This is a genomic window from Roseomonas rosulenta, assembly GCF_016106005.1.
GTDB classification, from domain to species: domain Bacteria; phylum Pseudomonadota; class Alphaproteobacteria; order Acetobacterales; family Acetobacteraceae; genus Neoroseomonas; species Neoroseomonas rosulenta.
In genome coordinates this window covers 1-23,564 of sequence record NZ_JACADR010000013.1, presented here as the reverse complement: position 1 = coordinate 23,564, position 23,564 = coordinate 1, and the positions used below count along the sequence as shown (strand labels likewise).

Below are 23,564 nucleotides of genomic sequence, written 5' to 3'. Positions count from 1 at the left end.
CTACACCATCAGCCTGGCGCGCCGCACCAGCGGCCGCGCGAACAATTCCGCCAGGTCACCTGCCTGTTCGAAGCCCTGGATCGGCGTGAACACCAGCTCGATCGCCCATTTCGTGGTGAGCCCCTCGGCCTCCAGCGGATTCGCGAGACCGAGGCCGCAGACCGTGATGTCCGGCCGCGTCGCGCGGCAGCGGTCGAGTTGCCGGTCCACATGCTGCCCCTCGGAGAGCGTGACGCCGGCCGGCAGCATCGCCAGCTCCTCGGCCAGGTGCTGGCGGTGCAGGTAGGGCGTGCCGACTTCGGTCAGCACCATTCCGCATTCGCGCGACAGGAAGCGCGCCAGCGGAATCTCGAGCTGCGAGTCGGGAAAGAAGAAGATCGACTTGCCCGCGAGGCGTTCGGACCGCTGTGCCAGCGCCGCCCGGGCGCGCGCCTGGCCCGGTGCCACCACGGCATCGAACTTCGCGGCATCGACGCCCCATTCGCGCGCAGCGGCGCGCAGCCATTCCGTGGTGCCCTCGGCGCCCAGCGGGAAGGGTGCGGCGAGTCGCTGCGCCCCGCGGGCTTCGAGCAGCCGCGCCGTCTCGGCCAGGAAGGGCTGGGCCAGCAGGAAGCGCGTGCCCTTCCCCACCGCCGGCAACTCGGCCGCGCGGCGCGAGGGCAGGAAGCGCACCGGCCCCACGCCAAGCGCCGCGAACAGGCGCAGGAACTGATCCTCGACCACCTCGGCCAGCGCGCCCACCACCAGCAGGGACCGCGCGGAGCCGGGCTCGGCGGGCATCTCGGGCACCAGGGCCGCGAGGCAGGCATCCTCGCCCTGGGTGAAGGTCGTCTCGATGCCGCTGCCGGAGTAGTTCAGCACCCGCACCGCCGGGCTGAACTGCTTCGACAGCCGCTGCGCCGCGCGGGAGAGATCGAGCTTGATCACCTCCGACGGACAGGAGCCCACCAGGAACAGCATGCGGATGTCGGGGCGGCGCTCGATCAGCCGGGTCACCACGCGGTCGAGCTCGTCATTGGCGTCGGACATGCCGGCCAGGTCGCGCTCGTCGATGATGGCGGTGGCGAAGCGCGGCTCGGCGAAGATCATCACGCCGGCGGCGGATTGCAGCAGGTGCGCGCATGTGCGGCTGCCGACCACCAGGAAGAAGGCGTCCTGGATCTTGCGGTGCAGCCAGATGATGCCGGTCAGCCCGCAGAAGACTTCGCGCTGGCCGCGTTCGCGAAGCACCGGCAACTCGCCGCAGCCCGCGGCGGCTTCGGGGCCGCTGCTCGCGGGGCTGGCGGCAAGGCCGTCCATCAGGCGGCTCCCGGCGCGGCGCCGTGCGAGTCGTTCCAGCGCGCCTCGTCTCGCCGTGCGGCGCGAAGCTTCAACAGGAACTGCGCTGCGTTGAAGACGTAGGCTGCGTAGGCGGCCAGGGCGAGCATCATCTGCGCCCGCCCGTCGCCGATGCCGGCGAAGACCACCCAGAGATAGGCGGTGTGCAGCGCCAGCACGAGCATGCTGAACACGTCTTCCCAGAAGAAGGCGGGGGCGAAGAGGTAGCGCCCGAAGACCTCCTTCTCCCAGATGCAACCGGTGATCATGATGGCATAGAGCGTCACGGTCTTGACCACGACCGACCAGGTTGCCGCCTCGAGCCCCTGGCCGGTCAGCAGGAAGCGCACCACGAGGCCGAGGCTGACCAGGAAGACCGCGAACTGCACCGGGGCCAGAACCCCCTGGACGATCGTCCAGGCCGAGTGATCGCGGCGGACGCGTTCCTCGGGCGAATAGAGCGGGCGCGACGCCAGTACGGCGCGCCGACTGCGGCCAGTGGAGGCCCCCCAGGGGGAACAATCGAGGGCATCGAGAAGCCCTCCGCCGCGCCTAGAACCGTGCATCGCTTGACATCCCCTCGAGTGCGTCATCGCCTGTCGGTCCGGCTGCCTGCCGTCCGAACCGGACGGTGCCGCCGGGGGAGGAGTGTGGAGGCCCTGCGTGTCGTTCCCGACAAAGTGTCATTCGGCCCTCCTTCCCCGTGCTGCTGGCTGTTCGGAGGCTAGGAGGGGGCGCATCGGAGTGTCAAGCGAGATTGACGTATTGATCGCTTGACACTTCTGGCGCCGAGGCATGTAGTCCGCGACAGGAGATGTCGATGGTGGGCAAGCCCATGCCGGGCCAGGATCGCGATACCGAGGCCGAGCGGACCGGGAACGAGGGCGATTCAGCTCCGGTTCGCGGCGGTGAATTCCTGCGCGTCTCCCTGGACAAGCGTCAGGCTCCGCAGGCCACGGCCGCCCGTCGTCGCCGCAACCGCGTCGCCGTGCTGGCGAAGACGCTGGAGACCGAGATCATCCCGCGCCTGCTGCTGGCGCACCGCAAGAACGTCACGGCCGCCTACATCGACTCCGGCCCCGGCAGTGGACCCGGCGCGGAAGACGTCGCCACCCTCATCAGCCTCGCCATGAAGGCCGACCTGCCCGGCGCGCTGGCCTACCTCGAAGGCCTGCGCGCGCGCAGCATGTCGCTCGACCGCATCTACCTCGACCTGCTCTCCCCGGTGGCGCGCCGCCTCGGCGTGATGTGGGAGGAGGATGAATGCGACTTCACCACCGTCACGATCGCCCTGTCCTGCCTTCACCAGGTGGTGCGCGAGTACAGCCCGGCCTTCATGCTGCGCGCCATCCGCGCCGAGCCGGACCGCCGCGTGCTGCTCGCCCCCGCGCCGGGGGAACAGCACAGCTTCGGCATGCTCGTCGTGGAGCAGTTCTTCCGCGGTGCGGGCTGGGATGTCTGGTCCGGCGCCGGGGTCGAGCGCCACGAGATCCTTGAGGCTGCGCAGCGCGTCTGGTTCGGAGTCGCCGGCTTCTCGCTCGCCTGCGAGGACCACCTGAGCGGGCTCGCGATGCTGATCCGCGACGTGCGTCGCATCTCGCGCAATGCCGGCGTCGGCATTCTGGTGGGTGGGGCGCTCTTCGTCGACCGTCCGGACCTGGTGTCGCTCGTCGGGGCTGATGCCACCGCGGCCGATGGCCGACAGGCGACGCTGCAGGCCGAGACCATGCTCGCCCTCCTGGGGCGCGACACGTGACGCGGCAAGCGCGCCGCGGCGCCACAACCGGGCAGGCCAACGAGAGTGCGCGCGTCAGGCGCGGACGATGCCCTGACCGAACGCCCTTCCTGAATCATGTGGGGAGCAGGCACAGCAAGCAAAGGCGGACCAGCTGGTGAAAGCCTTCAGCACTCCCCGCGTGTCGCTTGGCGACCTCGATGCGGATGCGGCCGCCGCGCTGATCAGCGCGGCGGCCGATATCGCCCTCATCCTGGACGAGCACGGCATCATCCGCGACGTCGCCTTCAGCAGCGAGGAACTCTCGCGGGAATTCGCCTCCCATGGCAACTGGCTCGGCCAGCCCTGGATCGATACCGTCGCTCGGGACAGCCGCCCGAAGGTCGAGGAGATCACCCGCCGCGGCGCCGCGACCGAGGGTGGGCGCTGGCGCCACGTGAACCAGGTCGCGGGCGACGGCGCCTCGGTGCCGATCCTCTATTCGGCGGCGCCGGTCGGCAAGGCCGGGCGCATCGTGGTGTTCGGGCGCGACCTGCGCCCTGTCTCCCGCCTGCAGCAGCGCCTGGTCGAGGTGCAGCAGTCGATGGAGCGCGACTATTCGCGCCTGCGCCAGGCCGAGACACGCTACCGCCTGCTGTTCCAGATGTCGCCCGACCCGGTGCTGGTGCTGGACGGCACGACGCTGCGCGTGACCGAGGCCAATCCCGCGGCGCTGCGCCTGTTCGGCAAGGGCGAGCGCCGGGCGGTCGGGCGTACCATCGCCGAGGCCTTCGCGCCCGAGTCGCGCTCGGCGGTGCAGGCGCTGCTCGCCTCCGTGCGCGCCGCCGGTCGCGCAGACGACGTGCAGGCGCGCCTCGCGGAGGGTGGCGGCGACGTCACCGTCTCGGCCTCCACCTTCCGCCAGGAAGGCACGCTGCTGTTCCTGGTGCGCATCGCCCTGCCCGACCAGGCCGTGGTCGCGATGCCGCCGATCAAGACCAAGATGCTGAAGCTGATCGAAGGCGCGCCCGACGCCTTCGTGGTGGCGGGCTCGGACGGGCGGATCATCACCGCCAACGCCGCCTTCCTCGAGATGATCGAGGTCCCGGGCGAGGAACAGGCGCGCGGCGAACCGCTCGAACGCTGGCTCGGCAACCAGGATGTCGAGGCCGAGGTGCTGTTCGGCCACCTGCGCAACCGCGGCACGGTGCGGCTGTATTCCTCCGTGCTGCGCGGCGAGCACGGCGCGCGGACCGAGGTCGAGATCTCCGCCGTCACGGTGATGAACGGCGGCAAGCCGGTCTTCGGCTTCACCATGCGCGACGTCGGCCCGCGGGTGCGCGCGCCGGTGCCCGCCGGGGCACGGCCCACGCGCTCGGTCGAGCAGCTTACCGAGCTGATCGGCCGCGTGCCGCTCAAGGACCTGGTGCGCGAGGCGACCGACGCGATCGAGCGCCTGTGCATCGAGGCTGCGCTCGAGCTGTCGGGCGACAACCGCGCCTCGGCCGCCGAGATGCTCGGGCTGTCGCGGCAGTCCCTGTATGTGAAGCTGCGCCGCTACGGCCTCGGCGACCTCGGCGCCGAGCCGGGCGAGCAGCTCTAGGATCGCCGTGTCGGGCCGCACCGAAACCCCCGACGCGCCGGCCCGGCTGGCGCGCAGCCACCCGGCCCCCGGCGTGGTGCTGGAACTGCTGAAGCCGATCACCTGGTTTCCGCCGATGTGGGCCTTCATGTGCGGCGCGGTCTCCTCGGGCGCGTCCTTCGGCGCGACCTGGCACCTCGCACTCGCCGGCATCATCCTCGCCGGGCCGCTGGTCTGCGGCATGAGCCAGGCGGTGAACGACTGGTTCGACCGGCACGTGGACGCCATCAATGAACCGCAGCGCCCGATCCCTTCGGGGCGCATGCCGGGGCGCTGGGGCCTGTACGTCGCGGTGGCCTGGACCGGCGTGTCGCTGGCCTGGGGCGCGATGCTGGGCTTCTGGGGGTTCCTCGCGACGCTGCTGGGCGTCGCCCTCGCCTGGGCCTATTCGGCGCCGCCGCTGCGGCTCAAGGCGAATGGCTGGTGGGGCAACCTGGCCTGCGGGTTGGCCTATGAGAGCCTGCCCTGGATCACCGCCGCCGCAGTGCTCTCGGCCGCCGCGCCGAGCGTCGAGGTGCTGATGATCGCCACGCTGTATGGCCTGTCGGCGCACGGCATCATGACGCTGAACGACTTCAAGGCGATCGAGGGCGACCGGCGGATCGGCATCCGCTCCCTGCCGGTCCAGCTGGGGCCGGAGCGTGCCGCGCGCGTCGCCTGCTGGTGCATGGGCGTGCCGCAGGTCGTCGTGGTGGCGCTGCTGGTCGTGATGGATGCGCCGGTGCATGCCGCCATCGTCGCGCTGCTGCTGGCCGGCCAGGGCTGGGCCATGGCGCGCATGCTGCGCGACCCGAAGGCGCTCGCACCCTGGTACAACGGCACGGGGGTGCTGATGTTCGTGCTCGGCATGCTGACCTGCGGCTTCGCGCTGCGGGCGGGGGCGGTGCTGTGATGCAGGCCCCGATGCGTGTCCCATTGGGCTGGCTCGGCATCCTGCGGCTGGGGCTCGTGCAGACGGCGCTGGGGGCGATCGTGGTGCTCACCACATCGGCGCTGAACCGCGTGATGGTGGTGGAGCTCGCGCTGCCCGCCACGCTGCCGGGCGTGCTGGTGGGCATCCACTACGCGCTGCAGATGCTGCGCCCGCGCTGGGGCTACGGGTCGGACATGGGCGGGCGCCGCACACCCTGGATCCTGGGCGGCATGGCGGTGCTGGGCCTGGGCGGCGTGCTGGCCGCGGCTGCGACCGCGCTGATGGGCGAGGCCTTCATTGCCGGCCTGGCGCTGGCGGTGCTGGCCTTTCTGCTGATCGGGCTGGGCGTCGGCGCCGCTGGGACATCTTTGCTGGTGCTGCTGGCCGCGCGCGTCGACGAGACGCGCCGCGCCGCGGCAGCCTCGATCGTCTGGATCATGATGATCGCGGGCTTCATCCTGACCACGGCGATCGGCGGGAAGCTGCTCGATCCCTATTCGCCTGAACGGCTGGTCGCGGTCTCGGCGGGGGTGTCGCTGATCGCGATGCTGCTCGCGACTCTGGGCGTGCTGGGCATAGAGGGCCCCTCCCCGGCCCGGCCCGCCGTCGGGTCGCCGGCCGCGAAGCCGCCCTTCCGCCGCGCCATGGCGGAGGTCTGGGCCGAACCGGAAGCGCGGCGCTTCACGATCTTCATCTTCCTCTCGATGCTCGCCTACAGCGCGCAGGACCTGATCCTGGAGCCCTTCGCGGGGTCCGTCTTCGGCAAGACGCTCGGCGAGAGCACGCAGCTCTCCTCCCTGCAGAACGGCGGCACGCTGGCGGGCATGGTGCTCGTGGCGGTGATCGGCTCGGCCTTCGCCGGGCGCTTCGCGCATACGCTGCGCGCCTGGACCGTGGGCGGCTGCCTCTTCGCGGCGTCCGTGCTGCTGGTGCTGGCCGCGAGCCCGGCGATCGGCGACGACTTCCCGCTGGCCGGCGCTTTCTTCGCACTGGGCCTGGGCAACGGAATCTTCGCCGCAGCGGCCATCGCATCGATGATGCAGATGGTGGGCCAGGGCCGCGAGAAGCGCGAGGGCACCCGCATGGGCATGTGGGGCGCGGCGCAGGCCGTGGCCTTCGGCATTGGCGGGCTGGCCGGGGCGGCGATGGTCGATGTGGCGCGAATCGCGCTCGGCGCGCCGCACGCGGCCTATGCCGCCGTCTTCGTCGTCGATGCGCTCGTCTTCATCGCCGCTGCGCTGCTCGCCGCGCGGATCGGCCGCCCGCGCCGCGAACCTGGCTACGGCCCCATGCTTCCCGCCGAATGAGACCGGAGACCGCCATGCAGACGCAGGATCAATTCGACGTGGTGGTCGTGGGGGGCGGGCCTTCGGGCGCCATCGCCGCCGAGGACCTGGCGCGTGCGGGACGGCGCGTCGCGCTGCTGGATCGCGCAGGGCGCATCAAGCCCTGCGGCGGCGCCATCCCGCCGCGGCTGATCCGCGACTTCGCCATCCCCGACCACATCATCTGCGCCCGTGTGAACAGCGCGCGCATGATCGCCCCCTCCGCGCGCGAGGTGGACATGCCCATCGAGGGCAATGGCTACGTCGCCATGGTGGACCGCGAGCATTTCGACGAGTTCCTGCGCGCCCGCGCCGCGCATGAAGGTGCGGAGCGCTTCACCGGCACCTTCGAATCCATCGAGCGCGAATCCGACGGCAGCCCCGTCGTGGTGTTCGAGGACAAGAACGGCACGACCCACCGCCTGCGCACGCGCCTCGTGATTGGCGCCGATGGCGCGCGATCCAAGGTGGCGAAGCAGGAGGTCCCGGCGGCGGCGAAGATTCCCTTCGTCTTCGCCTATCACGAGATCATCGAGGCGCCCGCCCCCTCGCACGCCTACGACCCCAAGCGCTGCGACGTCTTCTACCAGGGCAAGCACTCGCCCGATTTCTATTCCTGGATCTTCCCGCATGGGAACACCGCCAGCATCGGCACGGGCTCGGCGCAGAAGGGCTTCGCGCTGCGGGCCTCGATCGCCGAGCTGCGCAAGTCCACCGGCCTCGATACCGCGCGGACGCTGCGCCACGAAGGGGCGCCCATCCCGATGAAGCCGGCCAAGCGCTGGGACAACGGGCGCGACGTCGTGCTGGCCGGCGATGCCGCCGGCGTGGTCGCACCTGCCTCGGGCGAGGGCATCTACTACGCCATGCTGGGCGGGCGGCTCGCCGCCGAGGCCTGCGAGGCCTGCCTTGCCACCGGCGACGCACGCGCGCTGAAGCTCGCGCGCAAGCGCTTCATGAAGGGCCATGGCACGGTCTTCATGGTGCTCGGGATCATGCAGTACTTCTGGTACTCGTCCGAGAAGCGCCGCGAGAAGTTCGTCAAGATCTGCGCCGACAAGGACGTCCAGCGCCTGACGTGGGAATCCTACATGAACAAGGAACTCACGCGGCGCGACCCGATGGCGCATGTGCGCATCTTCTTCAAGGACCTGGCGCACCTGTTCGGCTTCGCCCGCGCATGAGCGAGATCGCCGAACGCCCGATCGCGCCGCTGCGCATCGGCACCCGCGCCTCGCCGCTCGCGCTGTGGCAGGCGCGGCACTTCCTCGCACGCATCGGCGGCTTCTGCCCGATGCTGCAGGGCGAGACCGCCTTCGAGGAAACCGCGCTCTCGACCGCGGGCGACCGCATCCAGGACCGCCGCCTGGCCGAGATCGGCGGCAAGGGTCTTTTCGCCAAGGAGATCCATGAGGCGCTGCTCGATGGGCGCGTCGACTTCGCGGTGCATTCGCTCAAGGACCTCGAGACCGAACTGCCCCCCGGCATCGTGCTCGCCTGCCTGCTGAAGCGCGAGGATGCGCGCGACGCCATCGTGCTGGCCCCCGCCTGCGGCGAACCCACGCGCGAGGACCCGCTCGCCTGCCTGCCGCAGGGCGCGCAGGTCGGCACCTCCTCCGTGCGACGGCAGTCGCAGTTGCTGCATGCGCGCCCTGACCTGCGCGTCGAGACCATCCGCGGCAATGTCCAGACCCGGCTGCGCCGCCTGCGCGAGGGCGAGTTCCACGCCACCATGCTCGCCTATGCCGGGCTGAAGCGACTCGGCCTCGAGTCCGAGGCCGGCGTCGTGCTCGATGCGGAGGACATGGTCCCCGCTGCCGGCCAGGGCATCGTCGGCATCACCGTGCGCGCGGACGACACGGCGCTGCGCGACCTGCTCGCCGCCATCGAGGATCCGCTGGCGCGCGCCGTCGCCACCGCCGAACGCGCGCTGCTGGCGGCCCTCGACGGATCCTGCCGCACACCGATCGGCGGTCATGCGCGCGTGCTGATGGACGGGCAGCTCTACCTCACCGGCCTGATCGCGCGCGCGGACGGGTCCTTCCTGCTGCGCCGGCGGGTCAGCGGCGCGATCGAGGACGCCGCGCGCATCGGGCGTGAGCTCGGCGACAGCCTGCGCCGGGACAGCCCCGCCGATATCCTCAGCTGACGGGCGCGCCGGCCGCGCGACATCCTGCCCGCAACGGACGCGGTGCGATCAGGCATATCGGGTGCCTGACACCGCGCTTCGACGTATCCGCGCTCATGGACCAACGCGGCTGAGTGCGCTCTGTCGCCGGATGATGCCGGCACCGACCCGGATTGCCGGTCGCGTGCCGCGATCGATGGGCCCTGGCGCCGGCGCTTGGTTTCAGCCGAACCAGCGCGCGTACTGCGCGACCGGGCGCCGGCGCGGGGCGTAGGTCTGCGCGACGGTGTCCTCGCGCCGGCGGTTCACCTCATCCGCCATCACGCGCTGCAGCACGCGCAGGCGCGCATCATCGAGCGTGGCGACCCAGAGCCGTGTGAAGGAAGCGTCGTGGACGGGGTCGAGAACCATGCGCGGGATCTCGATCTCGGCGGCTAGGTGCTCGACCTCGGCGGCGGCGGAAGGGCTCGCCGCGGCCAGGGCACGCAGCCGGCGCGGGTCGGTCACAAGCGATGCGACGAAGGCGTCCATCTCGCCGCGCGCGCGTTCCAGCGCCTCGATGTCGCTCGCAGATTCGGCGCGTCGGAGCCCGGCCTTCAGCCGATCATAGGCGATCCGGTAGCTGTTCCCGTTCATGGCGCCCCTCCAAGCCGCGCCATCAGAACGGACAGCGCGAACTGTCATTCAGAGTTTACACTCTCTCAGGCTGCGACGTCATCCAAAACAATACGTCTCAGCCGCGCCAGCGCCCGCGCAGGTCCCACAGATGGGACGCCAGCGCCGCCAGCAGGGCCACCGGGATCAGCGGCCAGGCCGCACCGGTCAAGGCCAGCCGCAGCGCCAGCACCAGGAAAGCGCCGGGCAGCAGCAGCGCCGCCACCGCGCGCGGCGCGAGCCCGCGCCCCGTCGCGCGATGCCAGGCGAGCAGTGCCGCCGCCTCGATCACCATGCAGGCCAGGATGACATCCGCGACGCCTCCGCTGCGCACAAGGCCTTCCATGCCCTCACCATTCCCCTGCAATGCCGCGCTTTCGCCTTGCCAGAATGGCAAAGGTGATTAATTGGCGGGTGCCGATCACTTGAGGCACTCGCCCCGCGCCCGCAACTGCACATCGCGGACGCTCTTTCATTGTCGGGAGGAAGTTTCGCATGCGTCGAATGCTGATGACGATCGCCGTGGCCGCCGCGGCCTTTGCGCCTGGCCTCGCATCCGCCCAGTCGGGCGACGCCGCCGCAGGCCAGCGCGTGTTCAACCAGTGCCGAGCCTGCCATATCAGCGAGAACAACGGCCGGAACGGCGTCGGCCCGAATCTGTGGGGCGTGGTCGGCCGTCGTGCCGCCTCTATCGAGGGCTTCCGCTACTCGGCCAACATGCGCACCCTCGGCGAGGGCGGGCATACCTGGACCGAGGACAACCTGCGCGCCTACATCACGAACCCGAAGGCGGTCGCGCCGCAGGGCAGCATGTCCTACCCGGGCCTGCGCAACGAGGCGCAGCTCACCGACCTGATCGCCTACCTCAACACCCTGAAGTAGCCCGCGCGTGGGCGGCGGCTCAGGCTGCCGCCCGCCGCTGCCGGTACGCGCTCAGCGTGCCGGCATGCATCAGCCGGCCCGGCAGCGGACGGCCAATGATGCACTCCGCGAGGCGCGCGGCCTCGACCAACGCCTCAAGATCCACCCCGGTCCCGATCCCCATCTCGTGGCACAGGAAGACCATGTCTTCCGTGCAGATATTGCCCGCCCCGCGCGCATCGCCGTGGCCGGCGAAGGGGCAGCCGCCCAGCCCCGCGACCGAGCTGTCGAAATGGCTGACACCCATCTCGAGCGCTGCCAGCACATTGGCGGGGCCGAGGCCGCGCGTGTCGTGCAGGTGCAGCCCCACCTCGGCCTCCGGCACCGCCTCGCGCAGCAGGCCCACGGCGCGGCGGATTGCCTGCGGATTGGCCCAGCCCATGGTGTCCGCCAGGTACAGCCGCGGTGCGTCCATGCCGCGCGCGCGGCAGGTATTCCAGGCCCAGGCCAGCTCCGCCACCGCCTTGCGCGGCTCCACCGGCCCCTCGAAGTTGCAGCCGAAGGCGGCCATGACCAGCGCGCGCTCCATCGGCACGCCATCGGCCGCGTAGCGGTCGAGCCAGCCCTCGACGCGCGCGCGCATCTGCGCGGCGGTGCAGTTGTTGTTGCGCAGCGCGAAGGCGTCGGAGGCATAGAGCGCGATGCGCCCGGTGATGTGCACGCCCTGCGCGGCGCGCGCGCGCTCGTAGCCGCGCTCGTTCAGCCAGACCGCATCGTAGCGCACGCCGAGCTTGCGTCGGATGGCGGCGAATAACGCCTCGGAATCGGCCATCTGCGGCACGGCCTTGGGCGAGACGAAGGATGCGACCTGGATTTCCTCGAGCCCCGTCTCCGATAGCGCATCGACCAGCGCCGCGCGGTCGACCAGCGGGAAGGTGCCGCGTTCGATCTGGAAGCCCTCGCGCGGGCCTTCCTCGTGGAAATGGACATGCCGGGGCAGATCGGACATCGCTGTTCCTCCCGTCCCGCATGGGCCGGGCGTTGACACCCGGCCATGGTCGCAGGGACGCTGTTGCTTGCGGCCGAGCCTACGACCGCCCCGGGCGCCCCGCCAGAGGGCGCCGCACCGGAGGACCGCCCGATGCCCCTCACCCGCCGCGCTGCGATCGCAGCACTCGGCGCCCTGCCCGCCACGGCGCGCGCGCAGACCGCGGAACCTGCCTGGCCGTCGCGCCCGATCCGCTTCATCGTCGCCTTCCCCGCCGGCTCCGGCACCGACGTGACGACGCGGCTCTTCGCCGACCCGATCGGCGCGGAGCTCGGCCAGCCGGTGGTGGTGGACAATCGCGGCGGCGCCAACGGCTTCATCGCCTCCGAGGCGGTCGCGCGCGCCAGGCCCGATGGCTACACCTTCCTCTGGACCGCCAACACCACGCATGGGTCGAACCCGGCGCTGTTCCGCCGCCTGCCCTACGATCCGGTGGCCGACTTCGCGCCGGTCGCGGTGATCGGCGTGGGCGTGCTGCTGGTGGTGGTGAACAACGACCTGCCGGTACGATCGATGCAGGACCTTGTCGCCTATGCACGGGCCCATCCGGGGCGGCTGAACTTCGCGTCAGGCTCGGCATCGTCGCGCGTGGCGGGCGAGATGTTCAAGGCGCAGGCCGGCATCGACATGGTGAACGTGACCTATCGGTCGAACCCGCTTGGCATCACGGACGTCATCGGCGGCGTCGCGCAGGTGATGTTCGTCGATGCCACCACATCGGCACCCCATGCGCGCGAGGGTCGCGTTCGCGCCATCGGCGTGACCAGCCGGGAACGCGTCTCGCTGTTGCCGGGTGTGCCCACCGTCGAGGAACAGGGCTTCCCCGGCTACGAGATGCTGTCCTGGAACGCGGTCTATGCACCAGCCGGCACGCCCGCGCCGATCGTGCTGCGCATGAACCGGCTGATCAACGAGATCATGGCGCGACCCGTGGTGAACGAGCGCATCACCGCCAACGGCATGGTGCTGCGCCCGGGCTCGCCGGACGACCTCGCGACCTTCCAGGCGGCGGAGATCGACAAGTGGAAACGCCTGGTGACGGCGGCGGGGATCGAACTGCAATGACCGAAGGTGTGCTCGCCGGCCTGCGCGTTGTGGAACTCGGCCAGGTGCTGGCCGGCCCCTTCGCCGGCGCGATCTTCGCCGACCTGGGTGCGGAGGTCATCAAGGTGGAAAAGCCCGACGGCGGCGACGATGCCCGCCAGATGGGCGCGGCCTTCCGCCATGGCGACGCGCTGAACTTCCACGAGTTCAATCGCGGCAAGAAGTCGGTCACGCTCGACCTGAAGTCTCCGGAGGGCGTGGCGGCGCTGCATGCGCTGCTGGCCGATGCCGACATCATGCTGCACAACCTGCGCCCCGGCGTGGCCGAGGCGCTCGGCATCGGGCCGGCGGAGGTGACCGCGCGCCATCCGCGGCTGATCTATTGCGCCATGGCCGCCTTCGGCCATGTCGGGCCGGAACGCCTGCGCCCGGGCTACGAGCCATTGCTGCAGGCGTTCGGCGGCCTGTCCTCGATCACCGGCGAACCGGGCGGGCCGCCAGTGCGCATGGGCGCCTCGGTGGTGGACCAGGGCACCGGCATGTGGACCGTGCTGGGCGCGCTCGCGCTGCTGGAACGCCGCCACCGGACGGGGCGCGGCGGCGTGGTGAACACCTCCCTTCTCGAGACGGCGCTGCTCTGGGCGGGGCAGAAGATCAGCAGCTACGTCAACACTGGCAAGGTCGGCGAGCGGCATGCCTCCGGCCACCCGAACTTCGTGCCCTACCAGGCCTTCGACGCGGCGGACGGGCCGATCCTGGTGTGCTGCGGCAATGACCGGCTGTTTGCACGCTTCGCCGCCGAGCTCGGACATCAGGACTGGCGCGAGGATCCGCGCTTCGCCACCAACCGCGCGCGGCTGGCCCACCAGGGCGACTTGCTGCCGATGATCGCCGCCATCATGCGCGGCGCGCCGCGCGCCGAATGGCTCGCGCGGCTGCAGCGCGTGGGTGTGCCCTGCGCACCGGTGAACGCCATCCCGGAGGTGCTGGCCGAACCCCAGGTGCAGGCCATGGGCATGGTGCGGCCCGTCCCCGGCGAGGATTTCTCGCTGGTAGCCCTGCCGCTCTCCTTCGATGGCGAGCGGCCGCGCATGCAGGGGCCGGCGCCGCGCCTGGGCGCCGACAACGCGATGGTGGCGAAGCGGGCGGCGGAGTAGCGCCGCTCAGACCTTCGTCAGCAGCTCGGGGCCCAGCGCATCCATCGTGTTGACGCCGACCAGAGCCAGGTCGCGATGGATCTCCTCCTGCAGGAGATCGATCGCGCGTTCCACGCCCGGCTGCCCGCGCACCGCCGCGGCGCACAGCATGGGCCGGCCGACGAAGACGAAATCCGCACCCAGCGCATAGGCCTTCATCACGTCGGTGCCGCGGCGGATGCCGCCGTCGTAGATCACCGGGCAGTCGCCGGCGACCTTCACGATCTCGGGCAGCATGCGCAGGCCGGAGACAGCGCCGTCGAGCTGCCGCCCGCCATGGTTCGACACCATGAAGCCGTCCACGCCGATCTGCTTCGCGCGCACCACGTCGTCCGGGTGCAGCACGCCCTTGATCAGCAGCTTGCCCGGGAAGCGCTTGCGGATGAGTTCGAGGTGCGGCCAGGACAGGCCATCGCGCGCGCCGAACGCGCGTTCGAGATCGCGCGACAGGATGGGCGGCCCGCGGCCGGCATCCATGTTCTCGAAATGCGGCATGCCGTGGTTCTGCAATGTCTTGAACCAGGTGCCGAAGGCCCAGCGCGGATGCGTCGCCCCCTGCCAGAACAGCCGGAAGGTCGGCTTCAGCGGGATGGTGTAGCCGTTGCGGATGTTGTTCTCGCGGTTGGACGAAACCTGAACGTCCACCGTCAGCACGAAAGTCTTGAAGCCCGCGGCGATCACGCGGTCGACCAGCGGTTCGATGCGCGCCGGCTCGCCCGGCAGGTAGGCCTGGTACCAGGCATCCGGATTGGCCTTCGCCACATCCTCCATCCGGATCAGCGAGGAGGCCGAGAGGATGTAGGGGATGTTCTTCGCCCGCGCCGCCTGCGCCAGCGCGATGTCGCCGCGATAGGCCAGCAACGCAGCCGAGCCCATCGGCGGGATGCCGAAGGGCGCGTCGTACTCGCGGCCGAACAGGCTCGCCTTGGTGTTGCGCGCGCGCGCATCGGTCAGGCAGCGCGGGATGAAGCCCCATTCGGCGAAGGCGCGGCGGTTGTCGGTCAGCGACCAGTCGGTCTCGACCCCGCCGGCGAGGTAGCCGTGCAGCATCCTCGGCAGGTGCTTCTGCGCCGCCACCTCGAAATCGTTGAGCGACAGGAAGCCCTGCAGGCTCGGCGGCACCGGCGGTGCGGCGCGCTTCTTGGACAGGGTCTCGGCGGCGACAGGCGCGCGGGACTGCGCGGGGCCTTCGGCGGTCATGGCAGGAACACCCGGGATTGCGACAAGCCAATGATGGCGAGGATGGGCGCGGGTGGCCAGGGGCCGCCCCGCATGGCCGTCGTGCGCCGGCGCGAATGTTGACCCTTGCGCGAAATGTAGCCTGGTCTACATCATGCGGTCGAAGCCGCCACCGGAGACACGGATGCGCCTCCCGCCCCTTTCCCGCCGCGCCCTGCTCGGCGCCGTGCTGATCGGCCTCGCCGCCCCGGCCCTCGCCCAGGCGCCGCGGCCCCGGCGCGTGGTCGCGACCTTCACCGTGCTGGCCGACATGGCGCAGAACGTCGCCGGCACCGCCGTGCTGGTGGAAAGCCTGACCCGCCCCGGCGCCGAGATCCACGACTACGAACCCACGCCGCTCGACGTGGTACGCGCCCAGGCCGCCGACCTGGTGCTGTGGAACGGCCTCGGGCTCGAACGCTGGTTCGAACGCTTCTTCTCCCGCGTGAATGGCGTGCAGCAGGCCGTGCTGACCGAGGGCATCACGCCCATCGGCATCGGCCAGGGCCCCTATGCCAACCAGCCCAACCCGCATGCCTGGATGTCGCCCACCCTCGCCCTGGTCTATGTCGAGAACATCCGCCGCGCGCTCACCACGCTCGACCCGGCGAACGAGGCCGCCTTCTCCGCCAACGCGCAGGCCTATGCCGCGCAGATCCGCGCGGTCGATGCGCGGCTGCGCGAACGCCTCGCGACCATCCCGGCCGAGCGCCGCGTGCTCGCCACCTGCGAGGGCGCCTTCAGCTACATCACGCGCGACTACGAGATGCGCGAGGCCTTTCTCTGGCCGATCAATTCCGAGGACGAGGGCTCGCCCCGCCAGGTGCGCGCGCTGATCGACACGGTGCGCCGCGCGCGCGTGCCGGCGGTGTTCTGCGAATCCACGGTGAACGACCGCCCGATGCGCCAGGTCGCGCGCGAGACCGGCGCGCGCTTCGGCGGCGTGCTGCATGTCGACAGCCTCACCGGCCCGGACGGCGCCGCCCCCACCTACCTGAAGCTGCTGGAAGCCAATGCCGAGACCATCCTGCGCGGGCTGACCGGCGCGCCGGGGGGGCGATGATGCTGGCGCAGCCCATCAGCCTCGCGGTCGAGAACATCTCGGTCGCCTATCCGAACGGGCATCTCGCGCTGAAGGATGCGGGCTTCGCGCTGCAGGGCGGGACCATCTGCGGGCTGGTCGGCATCAACGGCTCAGGCAAGTCCACCATGTTCAAGTCGATCATGGGGCTGGTGCGCCCGGCGCAGGGCCGCGTGCTGGTGGCGGGCGGGCCCGTCGAGGCCGCTCTGAAGCGCAACCTGGTCGCCTATGTGCCGCAGGCGGAGGAGGTCGACTGGACCTTCCCCGTCTCGGTGCGCGACGTGGTGATGATGGGCCGCTACGGCCACATGAACCTGCTGCGCATCCCGCGCGAGCCGGACCGCCGCGCGGTGGCGGCGGCCCTCGCGCGCGTCGGCATGGCGGACCTGGCGGATCGGCAGATCGGCGAATTGTCGGGCGGTCAACGCAAGCGCGTGTTCCTCGCGCGCGCGCTGGCGCAGGGCGGGCAGCTGCTGCTGCTCGACGAACCCTTCACCGGGGTGGATGTCACCACCGAGGAAGCGATCATCGCGCTGCTCAAGGCGCTGCGCGACGAGGGGCGGATCGTGCTGGTCTCGACGCACAACCTCGGCTCGGTGCCGACCTTCTGCGACCAGGTGGTGCTGGTGAACCGCACCGTTCTGGCGGCCGGTCCGACCGGCGAGGTCTTCACCGGCCCCAACCTGCTGCGCGCCTTCGGCGGGGCCTTGCGCCAGCATTCACTGCCCGGTGCCACGCCCCTGCCGGCCGATTCCGTCGTGGTGCTCTCGGATGACGAACGCCCGCTGGTGATGGCGCCGGACGGCCAGGTCATGGGCCGCCTCGAGCGGGACATCTGACCATGCTCGAGGAACTACTCGTCCCGTTCCTCTACGACTACATGCTCCGCGCCATGGGCATCAGCGCGCTGGTCGGCGGCGTGGCAGGGCTGCTGTCCTGCTACGTCGTGCTGAAGGGCTGGTCGCTCATGGGCGATGCGCTCTCCCACGCCGTGGTCCCCGGCGTCGTGCTGGCCTGGCTGGGGGGCATACCCTTCGCGATCGGCGCCTTTGCCGCCGGCATGCTCGCCGCGCTCGCCATGGCCGGACTGCGCGACCGCACGCCGATCCGCGAGGATGCGGTGATCGGCGTGGTCTTCACAGGCTTCTTCGGCCTCGGCCTCTTCCTGATGTCGATCTTCCCGTCCAACGTCCGGCTGCGCACCATCGTCTTCGGCAATGTGCTCGGCATCGCGGACGAGGACATGATCCAGATGGCGATCATCGCCGTGGTGGTGCTGGGCGCGCTGGCGCTGCGCGGGCGGGACCTGATGCTCTCGCTGTTCGATCCGGTGCAGCTGGTGGTGGCCGGCGGCAGCCCGGCGCGCATGCGCATCCTGCTGCTGGTGCTGCTGGCCGCGACCGCGGTGGCGGGCCTGCAGGCGGTCGGCGCCATCCTGGTGATCGGCATGCTAGTGACACCGGGGGCGACCGCCTACCTGCTGACCGACCGCTTCGGGCGCATGGCCGGGCTTGCCGCCGCGATCGGCGCCGTCACCGGCGTGGCCGGCGCCTATCTCAGCTATTTCCTCGACGGCAGCACGGGCGGCAGTATCGTCGCACTGCAGGCCGCGCTGTTCGTCGCGGTGCTGGTCTTCGCGCCGAAGCACGGTATCCTCGCGAGCCGCCGCGCGTCCCGGGTAGCTACGGCATGAGCGCGCTGCTCGCCCCCTGGACGCATGGCTTCATGGTCGATGCGCTGGTGGTGGGGCTGATGGTGGCGGTGCTCGCCGCCATCCTGTCGTGCTTCGTGGTGGTGAAGGGCTGGTCGCTCATGGGCGATGCGGTCAGCCACGCCATCCTGCCCGGTGTCGTCGTCGCCTATCTCATCGGCGCGCCGCTGGTGATCGGCGCCTTCGTGGCGGGCTTCGCCTGCGCGCTGGCCTCGGGCGCCATCCGTGCGACCAGCCGCATCAAGGAGGACGCGGCGATGGGCGTGGTGTTCTCCGGCATGTTCGCGGTCGGCCTCATCCTGCTGACGCAGGTGCGCTCCAACGTGCATCTCTCGCACGTGCTGTTCGGCAGCATCCTCGGCATCGAGGCCGAGGATTTCTGGCAGACCCTGGTGATCGCCGCGGTCGGCCTGCTGATCCTGGCGATCCGCGGGCGCGACCTGGTGCTCTTCTGCTTCGACCCAGGCCAGGCGCGCATCGCCGGGCTGAACGTGGCACGGCTGCGCCTTCTCCTGCTGGCGGTGCTGGCGGCCAGTATCGTGGCCGGCGTGCAGGCGGTGGGGGTGATCCTGGTGGTGGCGCTGCTGATCACACCTGGCGCGATCGGCCTGCTGATGGCGGACCGCTTCGGGCGGATGGTGTGGGTCTCGGTCGCGGCCGCCTGCACGGCGACGGTGGTCGGCATCCAGGTCAGCTTCATGCTGGATGCCTCGACCGCAGGGTCGATCGTGCTGGCGCTGAGCCTGCTGTTCATCGCCGCACTTCTGGGCTCGCCCAAGCACGGCCTGCTGCGGCGCCGTGTCGTGGCGGCAAGGTGATGCCGGTGCTACAAATTCCATTCGCGTGCCCGACATGCTAGCCACCCGCATGCCCGACCAGGACACCGCCCCGCCGGACGAGGCTGCCCGCCACGCCTCCGCCCGCACCGCCCGGGCCTCGGCGCTGGCGCAGGACTATGTCGAGATCATCGCCGACCTCCTCGCGCGCGAGGGCGAGGCGCGGCCGACCGACATCGCGCGGCGCCTCGGCGTCACCCACGCCACCGCCATCAAGACCATCGGCCGGCTGAAGCGCGACGGGCTGGCGCATTCCAAGCCCTATCGCGGCGTGTTCCTGACCGAGGCCGGGCACGACCTCGCGCGGCGGGTGCGCGCGCGGCACGTCACCGTGGTGGCCTTCCTCGCCGCGATCGGCGTGCCGCCGCCGGTGGCCGAGGCCGATGCCGAGGGAATCGAGCACCATGTCAGCGACGAGACGCTGGCCGCCTTCGAACGCTTCCTCGCCACCGGCCCCGGGGCGCGCTGACGCGATCGCCCGGTCGCGCGGGCCGTGACCTGGCGCATGGCGGACGCACCCGCCGTGAAGGCCTTCATCCCCGCGCCACATTCCTGCGGCCAGGATCGCCGCCCCGAAGGAGACCCCGCATGCGCACCACCCTCGCCGCCGCCCTGCTCGCCGCCGCCCTGCCGATCGCCGCCCAGGCCCAGGACCGCCCGCAGATCTTCCCCACCCGCGACGTCGCCGTGACCTATCGTGTGGCCGGCCAGGGCCAGCAGGCCGAACTCACGATGATGTGGTCCGCCGCCGCGCGCCTGATGCGGATGAACATGCCCGGCGGCGTCGGCTACATGGTGGCCGACCACCAGAACCAGCGCGGCTTCATGGTGATGGAGGCCATGCGCGCCATCCTGGACGTGCCGATGGAACAGGCCGCCGGCATGCAGCGCGACTTCGAGACCGCCCGCTTTACCCGCGGCGGCACCGAGAAGATCGCCGGCACCGACTGCACTGTCTGGCAGTACCAGGGCCCGGCCCAGTCGGGCGAGGCCTGCATCACCGCCGATGGCGTGATGCTGCGCGCGCAGGGCTCGGCGCAGGGCCAGCAGGGGCGGATGGAGGCGGTGCGCGTCGCCTACGGCGCGCAGGATGCCGCGCAGTTCCGTCGCCCGCAGGGCTACCAGACCATGCAGATGCCCCAGGGCATGCCGGGCCAGCGCCCGGGCACCTCGCGCTGAGTGCAGGCCCCGGGGGGTGTGGCGAAGGGCCCTTCCCCCGGGCCGCCCCCTGCGCCACATCCCCGGGATGAATCGCCGCACGCTCCTCATCGCACCCGTCCTGCTGGCCGGCCCGGCGCTGGCCCAGCGCGCATCCGCCCCGCCGGCCGCCGCGCCGGCCGAGCGCGACCGCGCCGACCTCGCGCGGATCGAGGCCTACCTGAACGGGCTGATCACGCTGCGCGCGCGCTTCCTGCAGATCGCCCACAACGGCGCGGCGGCCGAGGGCACCGCCTGGATCTGGCGCCCGGGCCGCATGCGCTTCGAATACGACCCGCCCGAGCCGCTGCTGCTGGTGGCCGATGCCGGCCAGTTCCTGATGTACGACCGCGAGCTGCGCGCGCCCACGACGCTGCTGGTCAGCCGCACCCCGCTCGGCATCCTGCTGCGCCCGGAGGTGCGGCTGTCGGGCGACGTGACCGTGGCCGGAATCGAGCGCTCGGGCGGCTTCCTGCGCGTCACCGTCTTCCGCACCGCCGAGCCGAATGAGGGCCGCCTCACGCTGGTCTTCAACCCCGATCCGATGGAACTGCGCCAATGGGCAGTGACCGACGCGCAGCGGCGCGAGACGCGCGTGACCCTGTCGCGAATCGAAACCGGGCTGCGCTTCCCGGCAGGTCTGTTCCAGTTCAATGACCCGCGCTTCTTCGAACCGGGCGGCTTCGGCCTGCCCCAGGGGGGATGACGCCCGGATCGCAGGCGCCCGCGGCCCGGCACTGCATGGCATCCGTGCAACGCATGGCCCGCATTCACGAAAAGCCCACCGCGCGCCTTGATCCTGACACGGCATCGCGGAAGTGTAGTCCTCCATGAAACCCCTCGTCGGCATCTCCTGCTGCCAGAAGCCCTTCGGCATCTTCGGAACGCCGAACCACGCCGCCTCCGACAGCTACATCCGGGTGGTGCGCGGGCCCGTGACCGGCACGCCGGTGCTGCTGCCCGCGGCGGGCGAGGACCTCTCCGCCGAACTCCTGCCGCATCTCGACGGCCTGATCCTGACCGGCAGCCGGTCCAACGTCTGGCCCGGCTACTACGACGGTCCCGCCCATGCCGAAGGCACGCCGGAAGACCGCTTCCGCGACGACACGACCCTGCCGCTGATCCGCGCCGCCATCGAGCGGGGGGTCCCGCTTCTCGCGATCTGCCGCGGCATGCAGGAGCTCAACGTGGCGCTGGGCGGCAGCCTCGACCAGCGGATCCAGGACCTGCCCGGGCGGATGGACCATTCCACCCCCTCGGACCAGCCCATTCCCAAGGTCCGCACCGGGAAGGCCCATGACGTGCGCATCGAGCGTGACGGCGCGCTCGCGCAGGTGATCACCGCGGCCGGGCGCATGGCCGGTCGGCTCGCGGTGAATTCCCTGCACAACCAAGGCGTTCAGCGCCTGGCCCCGCGCCTGGTGGCCGAAGCCTGGGCGCCGGACGGCACGGTCGAGGCGGTGCGCGTGCAGAATGCCCGCGGATTCGCCCTCGGCGTCCAGTGGCACCCCGAATATGACTGGGAGCGCGACGCCGACAGCCGCGCCATCTTCGAGGCCTTCGGCCGCGCCTGCGCCGCCCACCGCGCCGCGCGCACCGCTTCGCCCGGGCTGGCCCAGGCGGCCGAGTAGTCGTCAGGCAGTGATCGCCGTTACCCGGAAGACATCATTTGCGTTTTGATTTTGCAGCGGCGAAGGGCTAGTCTTTGATTGCTGGGTTCAACAAGCCCAGTGGTCGAAGCCCGGTATCCCCTGCCGGCTCGCCCGACTGTTCCGATCGGAAGAAAATACCGCGCCCGGTCACCCCCCTGACCGGGCGCAACTTTTTCTGCGGCTCATCCGAAAGGACGCAGTTGCGGTAGTTTATTTCCCGAACCTCGCGTGGCACATGAAGCGCTTCGACGCGTCCGGACCGCCTTCCGGCCCGGATGCGGGGGCTGTATAGGGCAGCCTCCCATTCCGATCCGGAGCTTCGCCCGCATGGTCGCCTACGTCTTCGCCCCGCCGCCGGTCGCCGCCATTCCCGTCAAGGGCAGCGACGCCATGTTCCCGGTCCGGCGGATCTTCTGCGTCGGGCGCAACTACGCCGAGCACGCCATCGAGATGGGCTCCGACCCGACCCGCGAGCCGCCCTTCTACTTCGCGAAGCCGGCCGACGCGGTGGTCATCAACGACGCCGACATGCCCTATCCCAGCGTCACCAAGTCCCTGCACCACGAAATGGAACTGGTCGTCGCGATCGGCGTGGGCGGCAAGAACATCGCCGTTGCCGACGCGCTGAAGCATGTCTGGGGCTACTGCGCCGGCCTCGACATGACGCGCCGCGACATCCAGAACGAGGCCAAGAAGACCGGCCGCCCCTGGGACATGGGCAAGGGCTTCGACCAGTCCGCCCCGATGGGCGCGCTCGTGCCGGCCGCCGGCGTGGACCCGTCCAAGGGCAAGATCGAACTCAAGGTGAACGGCAAGGTCACCCAGACCTCCGACCTGTCCAAGCTCATCTGGTCGGTGCCGGAAGTCATCGCGAACCTGTCGGAACTCGTGGAACTCGCCCCCGGCGACCTGATCATGACCGGCACGCCCGAGGGCGTCGCCGCCGTGGTCCGCGGCGACGTGCTGGAGGGCTTCGTCGAGGGCGTGGGCGAAGTCCGCACGAAGATCGTCTGATATCGGCAGGCCAAGGGTTCGACCCTTGGCCTGCCGCCATGCCGCGCGTGGCCGCCGCGGCGGCCACGCGTGTTCGTGACGGCCGGCGTGCACACCACCGCGCGGCGGCGTCCTCGCGCAGGAAGCCGTGGCCGATCCCGCCCCGGCGGCGCTGCACGGAATCGTGCGCGAGATCCTGCCGCCCCGGGTCCGGTGACCAGGCTCACAATGACGGGCTCAGCCGGCACGGGAGCAAAGCGTCTCCCTCATTCGGATGACGCGCATCAAGCGACCTCCTCAGCATCGTGGCGCGCACAGCGTAAGCCGGAGGTTGTCATGCACCCTGCGTCCGCGGCTTTGGCCTCGCGCATCTCGAGCAGCCTCACCGGCGCGCTGCGCCGCGTGGCCGATGCGCTGCAGCGACGCGCCCTCGTGCTGCCCCTCTGCGGCGTGGTGGTCGGCCTCCTGTTCGAGCCCATGGCGCGGGCGGCCCATGCGTGGTTGTCGCCGCTCGCCGCGCTGAACCTTGCGGTGCTGTGGCTCCTCGCCGAGCCCGGGCGGCCGAGCCGGGCGGAGTTGATCGGCAGTGCCGCGCTGACCGTCTGCAACCTGTTGATCGCGCCCTTCATCGCGCTCGGCGCGGGGGCGGCGCTGGGCTTCACGCCGGCGCAAGCCGCTGCCGTCGCCCTGCCGATCGCGACCCCCGTCGCCAGCGCCGCGGTGCTGACGGCGGCGATGACGGGCCTGCCGGTCCGGCCGCTCCTGCTCGCGCAGCTGATGGGCTTCCTGCTGCTGCCGCTGACCGCGCCGCTAATCGCCGGCGCCATCGTCGCGCCGGACGCGGTGCTGGTGCGGGTCGGCCTGCTGGTCCTGGTGCCGACCGCCGTGGGACTGCTGCTGCGCCTGCTGCTCGGGCCCGGGCGCCGGGCGCGATGGGCGGGCCCCCTCCGCGCCGCGTCCGGCCTCGCGCTCGCGGCGAATGGCGCGGCCGTCGGGCACGGGCTGGTCGGTGCGATGCTGGCCGAGCCGGTCAT

Annotated in this window: 25 protein-coding genes; 19 read left to right on the top strand and 6 right to left on the bottom strand. The window is 71.0% G+C overall.

The features are described from left to right. On the bottom strand, positions 1–1,299 hold the full coding sequence (locus tag HW578_RS03780) for a ferredoxin:protochlorophyllide reductase (ATP-dependent) subunit N (RefSeq protein WP_198369199.1): 1,299 nt from the start codon (positions 1,297–1,299) through the stop codon (positions 1–3). Further along, the gene (gene bchF / locus HW578_RS03775; protein WP_198369198.1) at positions 1,299–1,883 is read right to left on the bottom strand and encodes a 2-vinyl bacteriochlorophyllide hydratase; all 585 of its coding nucleotides are present in this window, start codon (positions 1,881–1,883) and stop codon (positions 1,299–1,301) included. Before bchF ends, HW578_RS03780 begins: the two co-directional genes overlap by 1 nt. Before the next feature lie 254 nt (positions 1,884–2,137). Here bchF and HW578_RS03770 point away from each other — a divergent pair, with 254 nt between their 5' ends. From HW578_RS03770 to hemC, 6 genes are all read left to right on the top strand, one after another. Then, the gene (locus tag HW578_RS03770) at positions 2,138–3,073 is read left to right on the top strand and encodes a cobalamin B12-binding domain-containing protein (RefSeq protein WP_198369197.1); all 936 of its coding nucleotides are present in this window, start codon (positions 2,138–2,140) and stop codon (positions 3,071–3,073) included. A 136-nt stretch (positions 3,074–3,209) separates the two neighbouring features. Next, on the top strand, positions 3,210–4,634 hold the full coding sequence (gene ppsR, locus HW578_RS03765; RefSeq protein WP_198369196.1) for a transcriptional regulator PpsR: 1,425 nt from the start codon (positions 3,210–3,212) through the stop codon (positions 4,632–4,634). A gap of 7 nt (positions 4,635–4,641) precedes the next feature. Then, the gene (gene chlG / locus HW578_RS03760) at positions 4,642–5,565 is read left to right on the top strand and encodes a chlorophyll synthase ChlG (protein WP_369407811.1); all 924 of its coding nucleotides are present in this window, start codon (positions 4,642–4,644) and stop codon (positions 5,563–5,565) included. An 11-nt stretch (positions 5,566–5,576) separates the two neighbouring features. After that, entirely contained in the window at positions 5,577–6,893 is a 1,317-nt protein-coding gene (locus tag HW578_RS03755) for a BCD family MFS transporter (RefSeq protein ID WP_198369195.1), read from the top strand. Between the two features lie 14 nt (positions 6,894–6,907). Continuing rightward, the gene (locus HW578_RS03750) at positions 6,908–8,095 is read left to right on the top strand and encodes a geranylgeranyl diphosphate reductase (RefSeq protein WP_232478610.1); all 1,188 of its coding nucleotides are present in this window, start codon (positions 6,908–6,910) and stop codon (positions 8,093–8,095) included. After that, positions 8,092–9,060, top strand: a complete 969-nt coding sequence (gene hemC / locus HW578_RS03745) for a hydroxymethylbilane synthase (protein WP_198369193.1) — start codon at positions 8,092–8,094, stop codon at positions 9,058–9,060. The genes HW578_RS03750 and hemC overlap by 4 nt, the downstream gene beginning before the upstream one ends. A 201-nt stretch (positions 9,061–9,261) precedes the next feature. Here hemC and HW578_RS03740 read toward each other — a convergent pair whose 3' ends face one another. Together HW578_RS03740 and HW578_RS03735 are read right to left on the bottom strand one after the other, a co-directional pair. Further along, positions 9,262–9,675, bottom strand: coding sequence for a hypothetical protein (locus tag HW578_RS03740; protein WP_198369192.1), 414 nt, complete (start codon positions 9,673–9,675; stop codon positions 9,262–9,264). Between the two features lie 97 nt (positions 9,676–9,772). Beyond that, the gene (locus HW578_RS03735; protein WP_198369191.1) at positions 9,773–10,039 is read right to left on the bottom strand and encodes a hypothetical protein; all 267 of its coding nucleotides are present in this window, start codon (positions 10,037–10,039) and stop codon (positions 9,773–9,775) included. A 149-nt stretch (positions 10,040–10,188) separates the two neighbouring features. On the opposite strand from HW578_RS03735, the gene HW578_RS03730 reads away from it, so the two are divergent. After that, positions 10,189–10,575, top strand: a complete 387-nt coding sequence (locus HW578_RS03730; protein WP_198369190.1) for a c-type cytochrome — start codon at positions 10,189–10,191, stop codon at positions 10,573–10,575. A 19-nt stretch (positions 10,576–10,594) separates the two neighbouring features. On the opposite strand, the gene HW578_RS03725 is transcribed toward HW578_RS03730, so the two are convergent. Beyond that, the gene (locus tag HW578_RS03725; protein WP_198369189.1) at positions 10,595–11,563 is read right to left on the bottom strand and encodes a hydroxymethylglutaryl-CoA lyase; all 969 of its coding nucleotides are present in this window, start codon (positions 11,561–11,563) and stop codon (positions 10,595–10,597) included. A 132-nt stretch (positions 11,564–11,695) separates the two neighbouring features. On the opposite strand from HW578_RS03725, the gene HW578_RS03720 reads away from it, so the two are divergent. Both HW578_RS03720 and HW578_RS03715 read left to right on the top strand, forming a co-directional pair. Beyond that, positions 11,696–12,667 carry a Bug family tripartite tricarboxylate transporter substrate binding protein gene (locus HW578_RS03720; protein WP_198369188.1) on the top strand — a complete coding sequence of 324 codons (972 nt, stop codon included), beginning with the start codon at positions 11,696–11,698 and terminating at the stop codon, positions 12,665–12,667. Further along, complete coding sequence (locus HW578_RS03715) at positions 12,664–13,803, top strand: CaiB/BaiF CoA transferase family protein (protein ID WP_198369187.1); 1,140 nt, start codon at positions 12,664–12,666, stop codon at positions 13,801–13,803. Before HW578_RS03720 ends, HW578_RS03715 begins: the two co-directional genes overlap by 4 nt. 6 nt (positions 13,804–13,809) lie before the next feature. On the opposite strand, the gene HW578_RS03710 is transcribed toward HW578_RS03715, so the two are convergent. After that, the gene (locus tag HW578_RS03710) at positions 13,810–15,042 is read right to left on the bottom strand and encodes an alpha-hydroxy acid oxidase (protein WP_198369186.1); all 1,233 of its coding nucleotides are present in this window, start codon (positions 15,040–15,042) and stop codon (positions 13,810–13,812) included. Positions 15,043–15,205: 163 nt separating this feature from the next. On the opposite strand from HW578_RS03710, the gene HW578_RS03705 reads away from it, so the two are divergent. From HW578_RS03705 to HW578_RS03660, 10 genes are all read left to right on the top strand, one after another. Beyond that, positions 15,206–16,123, top strand: a complete 918-nt coding sequence (locus tag HW578_RS03705) for a metal ABC transporter substrate-binding protein (protein WP_198369185.1) — start codon at positions 15,206–15,208, stop codon at positions 16,121–16,123. Then, positions 16,123–16,980, top strand: coding sequence for an ATP-binding cassette domain-containing protein (locus tag HW578_RS03700; RefSeq protein ID WP_198369184.1), 858 nt, complete (start codon positions 16,123–16,125; stop codon positions 16,978–16,980). Before HW578_RS03705 ends, HW578_RS03700 begins: the two co-directional genes overlap by 1 nt. Positions 16,981–16,982: 2 nt before the next feature. Beyond that, complete coding sequence (locus HW578_RS03695; RefSeq protein ID WP_198369183.1) at positions 16,983–17,834, top strand: metal ABC transporter permease; 852 nt, start codon at positions 16,983–16,985, stop codon at positions 17,832–17,834. Then, positions 17,831–18,670 (top strand): metal ABC transporter permease, encoded by an 840-nt coding sequence (locus tag HW578_RS03690; RefSeq protein ID WP_198369182.1) that lies wholly within the window; start codon positions 17,831–17,833, stop codon positions 18,668–18,670. The genes HW578_RS03695 and HW578_RS03690 overlap by 4 nt, the downstream gene beginning before the upstream one ends. Positions 18,671–18,719: 49 nt before the next feature. Further along, positions 18,720–19,157 carry a manganese-binding transcriptional regulator MntR gene (mntR, locus tag HW578_RS03685; RefSeq protein ID WP_232478608.1) on the top strand — a complete coding sequence of 146 codons (438 nt, stop codon included), beginning with the start codon at positions 18,720–18,722 and terminating at the stop codon, positions 19,155–19,157. Positions 19,158–19,276: 119 nt separating this feature from the next. Next, entirely contained in the window at positions 19,277–19,867 is a 591-nt protein-coding gene (locus tag HW578_RS03680) for a DUF4412 domain-containing protein (RefSeq protein WP_198369181.1), read from the top strand. Between the two features lie 67 nt (positions 19,868–19,934). Then, positions 19,935–20,591, top strand: coding sequence for a LolA family protein (locus HW578_RS03675; RefSeq protein WP_198369180.1), 657 nt, complete (start codon positions 19,935–19,937; stop codon positions 20,589–20,591). Positions 20,592–20,715: 124 nt separating this feature from the next. Continuing rightward, positions 20,716–21,516 carry a gamma-glutamyl-gamma-aminobutyrate hydrolase family protein gene (locus HW578_RS03670; protein WP_198369179.1) on the top strand — a complete coding sequence of 267 codons (801 nt, stop codon included), beginning with the start codon at positions 20,716–20,718 and terminating at the stop codon, positions 21,514–21,516. A gap of 348 nt (positions 21,517–21,864) precedes the next feature. Next, on the top strand, positions 21,865–22,551 hold the full coding sequence (locus HW578_RS03665) for a fumarylacetoacetate hydrolase family protein (protein ID WP_198369178.1): 687 nt from the start codon (positions 21,865–21,867) through the stop codon (positions 22,549–22,551). Between the two features lie 315 nt (positions 22,552–22,866). After that, a partial coding sequence (locus HW578_RS03660; RefSeq protein WP_198369177.1) for a hypothetical protein occupies positions 22,867–23,564 on the top strand: 698 nt, incomplete at its 3' end.

Excerpts from the sequence above, each read along its gene's own strand:
- HW578_RS03740 (WP_198369192.1), bottom strand. The coding sequence starts at position 9,675 with ATGAACGGGAACAGCTACCGGATCGCCTATGATCGGCTGAAGGCCGGG.
- HW578_RS03705 (WP_198369185.1), top strand. The coding sequence starts at position 15,206 with ATGCGCCTCCCGCCCCTTTCCCGCCGCGCCCTGCTCGGCGCCGTGCTG.
- HW578_RS03710 (WP_198369186.1), bottom strand. The coding sequence starts at position 15,042 with ATGACCGCCGAAGGCCCCGCGCAGTCCCGCGCGCCTGTCGCCGCCGAG.
- HW578_RS03665 (WP_198369178.1), top strand. The coding sequence starts at position 21,865 with ATGGTCGCCTACGTCTTCGCCCCGCCGCCGGTCGCCGCCATTCCCGTC.
- HW578_RS03715 (WP_198369187.1), top strand. The coding sequence starts at position 12,664 with ATGACCGAAGGTGTGCTCGCCGGCCTGCGCGTTGTGGAACTCGGCCAG.
- mntR (WP_232478608.1), top strand. The coding sequence starts at position 18,720 with ATGCCCGACCAGGACACCGCCCCGCCGGACGAGGCTGCCCGCCACGCC.
- HW578_RS03725 (WP_198369189.1), bottom strand. The coding sequence starts at position 11,563 with ATGTCCGATCTGCCCCGGCATGTCCATTTCCACGAGGAAGGCCCGCGC.
- HW578_RS03735 (WP_198369191.1), bottom strand. The coding sequence starts at position 10,039 with ATGGAAGGCCTTGTGCGCAGCGGAGGCGTCGCGGATGTCATCCTGGCC.
- HW578_RS03750 (WP_232478610.1), top strand. The coding sequence starts at position 6,908 with ATGCAGACGCAGGATCAATTCGACGTGGTGGTCGTGGGGGGCGGGCCT.
- HW578_RS03695 (WP_198369183.1), top strand. The coding sequence starts at position 16,983 with ATGCTCGAGGAACTACTCGTCCCGTTCCTCTACGACTACATGCTCCGC.
- HW578_RS03780 (WP_198369199.1), bottom strand. The coding sequence starts at position 1,299 with ATGGACGGCCTTGCCGCCAGCCCCGCGAGCAGCGGCCCCGAAGCCGCC.
- HW578_RS03700 (WP_198369184.1), top strand. The coding sequence starts at position 16,123 with ATGCTGGCGCAGCCCATCAGCCTCGCGGTCGAGAACATCTCGGTCGCC.
- bchF (WP_198369198.1), bottom strand. The coding sequence starts at position 1,883 with ATGCACGGTTCTAGGCGCGGCGGAGGGCTTCTCGATGCCCTCGATTGT.
- HW578_RS03770 (WP_198369197.1), top strand. The coding sequence starts at position 2,138 with ATGGTGGGCAAGCCCATGCCGGGCCAGGATCGCGATACCGAGGCCGAG.
- HW578_RS03675 (WP_198369180.1), top strand. The coding sequence starts at position 19,935 with ATGAATCGCCGCACGCTCCTCATCGCACCCGTCCTGCTGGCCGGCCCG.
- hemC (WP_198369193.1), top strand. The coding sequence starts at position 8,092 with ATGAGCGAGATCGCCGAACGCCCGATCGCGCCGCTGCGCATCGGCACC.
- HW578_RS03730 (WP_198369190.1), top strand. The coding sequence starts at position 10,189 with ATGCGTCGAATGCTGATGACGATCGCCGTGGCCGCCGCGGCCTTTGCG.
- HW578_RS03720 (WP_198369188.1), top strand. The coding sequence starts at position 11,696 with ATGCCCCTCACCCGCCGCGCTGCGATCGCAGCACTCGGCGCCCTGCCC.
- HW578_RS03680 (WP_198369181.1), top strand. The coding sequence starts at position 19,277 with ATGCGCACCACCCTCGCCGCCGCCCTGCTCGCCGCCGCCCTGCCGATC.
- HW578_RS03690 (WP_198369182.1), top strand. The coding sequence starts at position 17,831 with ATGAGCGCGCTGCTCGCCCCCTGGACGCATGGCTTCATGGTCGATGCG.
- HW578_RS03755 (WP_198369195.1), top strand. The coding sequence starts at position 5,577 with ATGCGTGTCCCATTGGGCTGGCTCGGCATCCTGCGGCTGGGGCTCGTG.
- HW578_RS03670 (WP_198369179.1), top strand. The coding sequence starts at position 20,716 with ATGAAACCCCTCGTCGGCATCTCCTGCTGCCAGAAGCCCTTCGGCATC.